This is a genomic window from Streptococcus pluranimalium, from assembly GCF_047785745.1.
GTDB classification, from domain to species: Bacteria; Bacillota; Bacilli; order Lactobacillales; family Streptococcaceae; genus Streptococcus; species Streptococcus pluranimalium_B.
The window spans coordinates 1-8975 of record NZ_JBLOJT010000075.1; the positions used below are offsets into that span (position 1 = coordinate 1).

The 8975-nt window shown below is 38.2% G+C and carries 11 protein-coding genes and 1 pseudogene; 9 read left to right on the forward strand and 3 right to left on the reverse strand.

Annotation, left to right across the window (positions count from 1 at the left end):
* Positions 1-112 precede the first annotated feature (112 nt).
* The 4 genes from rpmB to ACMZ6U_RS07725 all read left to right on the forward strand — a co-directional run bounded on the left by rpmB (position 113) and on the right by ACMZ6U_RS07725 (position 3485).
* Complete coding sequence (rpmB, locus tag ACMZ6U_RS07710; RefSeq protein ID WP_062711650.1) at positions 113-301, forward strand: 50S ribosomal protein L28; 189 nt, start codon at positions 113-115, stop codon at positions 299-301.
* A gap of 120 nt (positions 302-421) precedes the next feature.
* A complete protein-coding gene (locus ACMZ6U_RS07715) occupies positions 422-787 on the forward strand; it encodes an Asp23/Gls24 family envelope stress response protein (RefSeq protein ID WP_062711653.1) in 366 nt (121 codons plus the stop codon).
* Complete coding sequence (locus ACMZ6U_RS07720) at positions 787-2457, forward strand: DAK2 domain-containing protein (RefSeq protein WP_416107651.1); 1671 nt, start codon at positions 787-789, stop codon at positions 2455-2457. The genes ACMZ6U_RS07715 and ACMZ6U_RS07720 overlap by 1 nt, the downstream gene beginning before the upstream one ends.
* A 140-nt stretch (positions 2458-2597) precedes the next feature.
* Positions 2598-3485 (forward strand): SPFH domain-containing protein, encoded by an 888-nt coding sequence (locus tag ACMZ6U_RS07725; protein WP_416107653.1) that lies wholly within the window; start codon positions 2598-2600, stop codon positions 3483-3485.
* Positions 3486-3633: 148 nt separating this feature from the next.
* On the opposite strand, the gene ACMZ6U_RS07730 is transcribed toward ACMZ6U_RS07725, so the two are convergent.
* The 3 genes from ACMZ6U_RS07730 to ACMZ6U_RS07740 form a co-directional block, all read right to left on the reverse strand.
* Positions 3634-3753: a putative metal homeostasis protein gene (locus tag ACMZ6U_RS07730; RefSeq protein ID WP_017768991.1), complete on the reverse strand. Its 120-nt coding sequence runs from the start codon at positions 3751-3753 to the stop codon at positions 3634-3636.
* 364 nt (positions 3754-4117) lie between these two features.
* Complete coding sequence (locus ACMZ6U_RS07735) at positions 4118-4858, reverse strand: amino acid ABC transporter ATP-binding protein (protein ID WP_416107655.1); 741 nt, start codon at positions 4856-4858, stop codon at positions 4118-4120.
* Positions 4851-6419 (reverse strand): ABC transporter substrate-binding protein/permease, encoded by a 1569-nt coding sequence (locus ACMZ6U_RS07740; RefSeq protein WP_416107657.1) that lies wholly within the window; start codon positions 6417-6419, stop codon positions 4851-4853. The genes ACMZ6U_RS07735 and ACMZ6U_RS07740 overlap by 8 nt, the downstream gene beginning before the upstream one ends.
* A 184-nt stretch (positions 6420-6603) precedes the next feature.
* Between ACMZ6U_RS07740 and ACMZ6U_RS07745 the strand changes: the two genes are divergently transcribed.
* The 5 genes and pseudogenes from ACMZ6U_RS07745 to ACMZ6U_RS07765 form a co-directional block, all read left to right on the forward strand.
* A complete protein-coding gene (locus ACMZ6U_RS07745; RefSeq protein WP_416107659.1) occupies positions 6604-7449 on the forward strand; it encodes an undecaprenyl-diphosphate phosphatase in 846 nt (281 codons plus the stop codon).
* 98 nt (positions 7450-7547) lie between these two features.
* A complete protein-coding gene (locus tag ACMZ6U_RS07750; protein ID WP_416107661.1) occupies positions 7548-7988 on the forward strand; it encodes a VOC family protein in 441 nt (146 codons plus the stop codon).
* 9 nt (positions 7989-7997) lie between these two features.
* Positions 7998-8369 carry a glyoxalase gene (locus ACMZ6U_RS07755; protein WP_416107662.1) on the forward strand — a complete coding sequence of 124 codons (372 nt, stop codon included), beginning with the start codon at positions 7998-8000 and terminating at the stop codon, positions 8367-8369.
* A 6-nt stretch (positions 8370-8375) separates the two neighbouring features.
* Positions 8376-8754, forward strand: a pseudogene (locus ACMZ6U_RS07760) (phage tail protein); the annotation flags it as partial.
* Between the two features lie 46 nt (positions 8755-8800).
* A partial coding sequence (locus ACMZ6U_RS07765; RefSeq protein ID WP_416107664.1) for a helix-turn-helix domain-containing protein occupies positions 8801-8975 on the forward strand: 175 nt, incomplete at its 3' end.

Genomic DNA, 8975 nt, shown 5'->3' on the forward strand with positions numbered 1-8975 from the left:
CGAATCAAAAGAATTGAAAAAATATCTTGTATTGTTTTTGATCTTCTGCTATAATAGTAAGGTATGTGGTGCTAGCACATCCAACATATTCTACGTAGGAGGAAAACACGAAATGGCTAAAGTATGTTATTTTACAGGTCGTAAGACTATGTCAGCTAACAACCGTTCACACGCGATGAACAAAACAAAACGTACTGCAAAACCAAATCTTCAAAAAGTTACTGTTCTTGTTGACGGTAAACCTAAAAAAGTTTGGGCTTCAGCTCGTGCCCTTAAATCAGGTAAAGTTGAGCGCGTTTAATAGTTAAAGAAGCTAGGTGCCAATCATCTGGCTTTTTCATTTTCATGATTAAGGTCTTTTTTTACAAAATAATTCTATTATGATAAAATGAAGTGATAAAAACTTTTTGAGGTAGTGAATATGACTGTGAAAATCAATACAAAAGATGGTCAAATTGAACTTTTAGACGATGTTATTGCAACAGTCGTTGGAGGTTCAGCAACAGAGATTTTTGGCGTTGTTGGCATGGCAAGTAAGAGTGCTATTAAAGACAATTTCCAAGCCCTTCTTCGTAAAGAAAACTACGCAAAAGGTGTTGTTGTTAAATCGACAGAATCAGGAATTTCAGTTGATGTCTACACTGTGATGAGTTATGGTGTTAAAATCAGTGAAGTTTCCAAAAACATTCAAGAACGTGTCAAGTTTAATTTAGAAAATCAACTTGGCATTTCAGCTGAAACGGTGAATGTTTATGTTCAAAATATTAAGGTTGTAGGAGAAGAGTAGTGTCAAATATTACAACAAGTTTATTCCAAGAAATGGTCCAAGCAGCGGCCACTCGTCTGGGTAAACAAGCTGAATATGTCAATTCCCTAAATGTTTTTCCAGTTCCAGATGGAGATACTGGTACCAACATGGGAATGACCATGGATAATGGTGCTAAGGAAGTTGCTGATAAACATGCAGCTACAGTTGGTCAAGTTGGTCAGATCCTTTCAAAAGGTCTTTTGATGGGGGCACGTGGGAACTCTGGTGTTATTACATCACAACTCTTCCGTGGTTTTGGACAAAGTATCAAAGATTTGGAAGAACTAGACGGTAAAGCTTTAGCGGATGCCTTCCAATCAGGTGTAGAAGTAGCTTATAAAGCTGTTATGAAGCCTGTGGAAGGAACTATCTTAACTGTTTCACGTGGTGCGGCTACCGCTGCTAAGAAAAAAGCTGAAAGTACGGATGATGCTACAGAAGTTATGCGTGCAGCTCTTGATGGTGCTAAAGCAGCCCTTGCTAAAACACCTGATATGCTTCCAGTTCTTAAAGAAGTTGGTGTTGTTGATTCAGGTGGTCAAGGTCTTGTTTATATCTATGAAGGATTCTTGGCAGCTATGACTGGTGAATACATCGCTTCTGAAGATTTTAAAGCAACGCCTGCAACAATGTCTCAAATGATTAATGTAGAACATCATAAGTCTGTAGCTGGTCATGTGGCAACTGAAGATATTACTTTTGGCTACTGTACTGAAATCATGGTAGCTCTTGGTAAAGGTCCTACTTATGTTAAAGAATTCAATTATGAAGAATTCCAAGGTTATTTAAGCGGTATCGGAGACTCACTTCTTGTTGTGAATGATGATGAGATTGTCAAAGTCCATGTTCATACTGAAGATCCCGGTCTTGTCATGCAAGAAGGCTTGAAATACGGTTCACTTGTCAAAGTAAAAGTTGATAACATGCGTAATCAACATGACGAAGTTCTTGAAAAAACAAATTCAGAGGCAACAGCGACTCCAAAAGAAGCCAAAGAGTATGGCGTTATTGCTGTTGTAGCTGGAGATGGTCTTGCAGAAATTTTCAAGGCGCAAGGAGCTGATTACATCATTTCTGGTGGTCAAACGATGAACCCTTCAACAGAAGATATTGTTAAGGCTATTGAAGAAGTGAATGCTAAAAATGTCATTATCTTGCCGAATAACAAAAATATTTTTATGGCATCGCAATCAGCAGCAGAAGTTGTGGATATCCCAGCAGCCGTTGTGGAATCACGTACAGTGCCACAAGGTCTAACAAGCCTTTTAGCCTTTGATCCATCTAAAACTCTTGAAGATAATGTAGCAGCTATGTCAGCAAGTCTTTCTGACGTTGTGAGTGGAAGTGTTACGCTAGCAGTTCGTGATACAAGCATTGACGGTCTTGATATTCATGAAAATGATGTCTTGGGAATGGTTGATGGAAAAATTCTTGTCTCTACGCCTGATATGGAAGAAGCTCTCTTGTCTACATTTGAAAAAATGCTTGATGAGGATAGTGAAATTGTAACTATTTACGTTGGTGAAGATGGAGAACAGGTATTGGCTGAGTCAATTGCTGAGAAATTAGAAGAAGCTCATGAAGATATAGAGGTTGAAATCCATGTCGGAAGTCAACCGGTCTACCCATACTTAATGAGTGTCGAATAATATATGTAAGCCTCGCTTTTGTTGAGGCTTTTAATGTTTGGTTTTTGTAGAAAAAATCACAGAAAATAGGTAGTTATTTGACACGGCTTTCATACTTGATATAATGACAGTATTAAAAGTTTTTGGGAGGAACTGTTATTATGGGATTTATTTTTCCTTTTATCATTTTGATTATTATTGTAATGATAGTTGCCAGCACTCTGTACGTGGTTAGACAGCAGTCTGTTGCTATTATTGAACGTTTTGGTAAATACCAAACGATTTCGACCAGTGGTATCCATATCAGATTGCCATTTGGTATTGATAAAATTGCAGCGCGTGTGCAACTGCGTTTGCTTCAAAGTGAGATTATTGTTGAAACAAAGACTAAAGATAATGTTTTTGTAACCTTGAATGTTGCGACTCAGTATCGTGTTAATGAACAAAATGTCATTGATGCTTATTACAAATTGATGAAACCTGAAGCGCAGATTAAGTCTTATATCGAAGATGCTTTACGCTCATCAGTTCCTAAATTAACCTTGGACGAATTGTTTGAGAAAAAGGATGAAATTGCCCTTGAAGTTCAACATCAAGTTGCTGAAGAAATGTCAACTTATGGTTATATTATCGTCAAAACTTTGATTACTAAGGTTGAACCAGATGCTGAAGTTAAACAGTCTATGAATGAAATCAATGCTGCTCAACGTAAACGTGTAGCAGCTCAAGAGTTGGCTGAAGCTGATAAGATTAAAATTGTTACAGCTGCCTCAGCTGAAGCTGAAAAAGATCGTCTTCATGGTGTAGGTATTGCCCAACAACGTAAGGCAATCGTTGATGGTTTGGCTGAATCCATTCAAGAACTTAAGGATGCCAATATTAGTTTGAATGAAGAAGAAATCATGTCGATTCTTTTGACTAACCAATACTTAGATACACTGAATACTTTTGCGGCAAATGGCAACCAAACCATTTTCTTGCCAAATACACCTAATGGTGTTGATGATATTCGTACACAAATTTTATCTGCGCTAAAAGCAAGTCAATAAGAAAAGCAAAAGCCAAGAAGTCTAGCTTCTTGGCTTTTGCATCTGTTAAATAATCGTATTAGAAGGGATAAAACACCTAAATGAAGTGTCTGACCACTGTCTGTTATTGAGGGATAGTAGGTGTTTCCCTTATAAGAGATTTAAAGTATTAATTACTTTTGCCTCTGCGTTTGAAGTCGTGGATAATTTTAAGAGCACGTTTACGTGTCTTGATGTTCGGACTTTTAAGACGACGGTAGGCTGATGAAAGATCAGTTTTTTCTGCCATAGTTTCCTCCTTATAAAAAGTATTCATTGCAATGACTATTTTATAATAACATAAAATAGTTAACCGGTAAAGTATTTTGTAGAATACATGGGGATTTTTCTTATTTTTTATTAACGTACACATGAGAAAGACAAGTTTATTCTAGCTGATAAAAGCAGTGAATCCTAGTCTTTAGGTTGAAAATGGAATAGATTCAAATTTTCTTGAAGCCTTTCATCTAAATTGTTTAATCTTATGACGTTTTTAGCCGCTTTATTGTCGTGATGAATATGATGTACTTCCTCAATTTGTAACTGTGTTTTGGAAAACGATTTGGTTTTGATGTACGAAAAAAGAGCTGACAGGGTCAACTCTTTTAATAGTTTTATTTTAAGAAACGTCTCAAGAATTCTTTGGTACGTTCTTCTTGTGGATTTTCGAAGATTTGTTGCGGGGAACCTTCTTCAGCAATAACACCTTTATCCATGAAAATGACACGGTCAGAGACATCGCGAGCAAACTCCATCTCATGGGTTACAATAATCATGGTCAAACCTGATTTAGCCAAGTCTTGCATGGTCTTGAGAACCTCGCCGACCATCTCTGGATCAAGAGCAGAAGTTGGTTCGTCAAATAGGATAGCTTCTGGATCGACTGATAGGGCACGAGCGATAGCAACACGTTGCTTTTGCCCACCTGATAGTTGACTTGGACGTGCTTTCCAGTAGCGTTCTCCCATACCAACTTTTTCAAGGTTTCCTTTAGCGATTGCTTCTGCTTCGGTTCGACTGCGTTTGAGAACAGTTGTTTGTGCTACAATAGCATTTTCCAAGACGTTGAGATTGTCAAAAAGATTAAAGGATTGGAAAACCATACCGAGTTTTTCGCGATATGTCGTCAGATCATAGCCTTTTTCTAAAACATTCTCACCATGATAAATAATGCTACCTTCTGTTGGATCTTCTAGCAAGTTGATGGAACGAAGGAAGGTTGATTTACCTGAACCAGATGAACCGATAATAGAGATAACCTCACCTTTGTTGATGCTTAAAGAGATATCTTTGAGGACTTCGTTATTACCAAATGATTTTTTGAGATGTTTGATTTCTAAAATTGGGTTAGTCATGAGCTACCTCCTCAACTTGCATTTGGTTAGCACCAGTAGTATAAGTGTCGACATCCATACGACGTTCGATGAATCGGAGGATGCGTGTTACCGTAAAGGTCAACACGAAGTAGATGACAGCGATAACGGTGAAGGTTTGGAAATATTGGTAAGTTTGGGTCGCCACAGTATTACCTGAGAAGTAAAGTTCGACAACAGAGATAACGTTCAAGACTGAAGTATCTTTGATATTGATAACGAATTCATTACCAGTGGCTGGTAAGATATTGCGAATAACTTGTGGTAGGACAATCTTACGCATGGTTTGATTGTGATTGAATCCTAGAGCAGTCGCTGCTTCAAATTGTCCCTTATCAACGGCAAAGATACCACCACGAACGATTTCGCTCATGTAAGCACCTGTGTTAATAGAAACAATGAAGATCGCAGCTAGGGTGCGGTCGAGAGATACACCAAAAGCTTGGGCAGTACCATAGTAGATAACCATGGCTTGTACGATCATCGGTGTTCCACGGAAGATTTCAATATAAACATTTAGCAACCAGCCAAAGAGTTTTTGAAGAATGGCAAGTGCTTTGTTGCTGGCTTTAGGAGCAGTACGGTAAACGCCGATTAAAAGTCCAATAATAGTACCAATGATAGTACCAAGAATGGAAATCAAGAGTGTGATGCCAGTACCACGAAGCAGCTGTTTCCAGTTGTTTTTAATAATATCAGTTACTTGAGCAAAGAAGCTCTTAGGGGCAGTTTCATCACTGTTATCTGAAGGTTGTTCCGCGATCATTCTGTCCATGAGCTCTATGCGATCATTTTCAGAAATAGTTGCAAGGACTTCATTAACTTGTGACATACGCTTGTCACCTTTGCGCATACCGACAGCAGTAGCGGCATTTGATTCGTCAACTTCAAAACCAGGTTTTAAGGTTAGCATTTTGAATTTGCTATTAGCTTCTTCAGCTGTCAAAGCTTCAGGACGTTCAGAGATATAGGCATCGATAACGCCTGATGATAGGGCTTGACGCATTTGAGAAAAGTCCCCCATCGGTGTTTGTGAATTAGCTCCTTCTAGGTCAGTAAGTAAGTCAACGTGCCAGACACCTTGTTGAGCAGTAACTTTAGCATCTTTGAAATCTTTGATTGATTTAGCATTAACGTACTTGCCATCTTTAGTAACCACGATAACAGGCTCACTAGTATAATAACTATCTGAGAAAGCAATTTCTTTTTTACGTTCTGCAGTAGGACTCATACCTGCAGCAATCATATCGATTTTCCCTGATGTTAAAGCTGGGACGAGACCTTCCCATTTGGTTTTAACAACAAGGAGTTTTTTATCAAAACGTTTAGCAATTTTTTGTGCCACTTGGACGTCATAGCCATTGGCGTATTGGTTGGTACCTTCGATTGGCGCAGCAGCATTTGAGTCATCATCTTGTGTCCAGTTAAATGGAGCATAGGCAGCCTCCATACCGACACGCAAGTACTCATCTGCTTGCGCTTTTGTAACTCCTCCGAACAAAAGGAGCAAAGCTGCAAAACAGCTTAAAAAGATCTTTTTCATGAAAGACTCCTCATTTTTTTATTGTGTCTTATCCATTTTACAGGAAAGAGGAGTCTATTTCAATGCGAAAGTCCCTAAAATTAGCGAATAATAATGCAATGATAGATTTAAAATTGCCATCTAATCCTTCTTTTTTGATTAAGTTTTGTTATAATGGAAAATAAGTTTAAATAAAGGAGTTATCATGCTAATCGTAGAGATTTTTAAAGCCATTTTTTATGGTATTGTGGAAGGTATCACTGAGTGGCTCCCTGTATCTAGTACAGGTCATCTTATCTTGGTTCAAGAATTTATTACTTTTAACCAATCGAAAGACTTTGTTGACATGTTCAACATAGTGATTCAGTTGGGGGCTATCTTAGCGGTTATTGTGATTTACTTTGAGCGTTTGAATCCTTTTCAACCGGGGAAAACGAAGCGCGACATTCAGCTGACTTGGCAACTTTGGCTAAAAGTTATTATCGCTTGTATTCCATCCATCATTATTGCCTTACCTTTTGATGGTTGGTTTGAAAGTCACTTTAATGATATGTTGCCAGTAGCTATCGCCTTGATTGTCTATGGGATTGCTTTTATTTATATTGAAAAGCGTAATGCGACAGTAGAACCCAAAGTAACTGATTTAGCCAAAATGTCCTATAAGACAGCCCTTTTAATAGGTGTCTTTCAAGTGTTGGCTATTGTACCTGGAACGAGTCGCTCGGGAGCAACGATTTTAGGGGCCATCATTCTGGGGACTAGTCGTTCTGTTGCAGCTGATTTCACCTTCTTTTTAGCCATTCCAACCATGTTTGGATATAGTGGCTTAAAAGCTATTAAGTTTTTCATTGATGGTAATGTCCTCAGCATCCCTCAGGTTTCAATCCTTTTAGTGGCTAGTGTGACAGCATTTGTCGTCAGTCTTTATGCCATTAAGTTCTTAACAGATTATGTTAAGAGGCATGATTTTAAGGTGTTTGGTAAATATCGTATTATTTTAGGTCTCATTTTGATTCTGTATACAGTAGTGAAAGGAGTCATCTTATCATAAGAAATAATCTCTTATCATCTGGTAAGAGATTTTTCTTGTTAATATCTCTACATAGTGCTATGATAAATCATCATATAGAAAAATAGAGGAATTTTCCGATGATTAAAGCACTTGAACTTTACCTTGTTACTAACAACAATGGTCTTGAAGCAGTCGCATTTTACAAAGATGTTTTCAACGCAGAAGTAGTTAATTGTACAACATTTGGTCAAGCCATTCCAGATACACCAGAAGAAAATAAAGACCTTGTCTTGAATGCTAATTTGAATATCAATGGGATTCGGTTGCAGTTATCTGATAACGGGTCTGGTCATGAATACCTACAAGGTACTAATATGACAGCTTGTATTCAAGTAGATGATGTGAAAGAGACGAAAACTCTTTATGCAAAACTAGCCGATGGCGCGCAAGCTATTAATATGGAACTTCAAGAAACACCATGGAGCCCAGCCTACGGTATTGTGGTTGATAAATTTGGCATGACTTGGCAGATTAACACAGATATTCCTTGGTTTGTCTCTGAAACTGTCAATTTTTAAGGTGATCGTATGACATTTACAAAAAATCTAGATTTAATGCTCTACGTGGATGATGTGCAAGCTGAGAAGACTTTTTGGTCTGCCGCAGGTTTTGTCATCGTGGAAGAATCTGAAATGATGGGCCTTGATACTTTTGATATGAAACCTCATGCAGAAGCAACAGTAACCATAACCGTCTTTGACAAGGATTTTATCGCTCAAGTATCACCAGAAGTTCTTTCGAATGTGCCAAGTGTGTTTTTTGAAGTAGAAGAGATTGAAGCATTACAAGCTAGGATTGCTGAGTTGACAGAGACTTGTAGTCCAATTGTTGAAGTGCCTTTTAAGACCTTTCATTTTGCTAGCCCAAGTGGGATTTACTTTGCTGTCAAAGGAGTGTAGGTGACTGTGATTATTGATTTTAAAACTGTATCGATCCAAGGACTTGAAAGCTCACCTGTTGCGGATGCTTTGGCCGGTCTGCGTGCCAATGAAGCGCACTATTTTTGGAATAAATTTAAGGTGACTTTTGAGACTAAGCCAGTGGATCAGGTGCCTGAACTGATGGCTGATATCGATGCTCTTTTAAAAGAAGAGCGAGATTTGGTATTTGCGGCAAAACCGCTAGAAGTTTCACTTAATTATTTGGAAGAAGAGCAGATTATCTGGACGCATGTCTTTTATGAAGATGGTTTGGCCATCAATGTTCTCTATGAACTGAATAATCCCCAAAAAACGAGCGGTGGGCTTGAAGCTCTCAGACGGCATGGCTGTCCCTGCTGAATTGGTTAATCATACTTAAAAAAAATCAAAAATAGCGCTATAATACGAATATGACAAAAGAATTTAGGGAATCTCAAATCCAAGAATTGCAACTTGCCCTTAAAGATAAGAAAAACAATGCTCATTATCGTAAACTTCACGCTCTTCTCCTCCGTTCCCAGGGGATGAATTTGACAGCTATCGCTAAAGAAGTAGGACTTGTTCATCAAACGATTAGAAATCTTC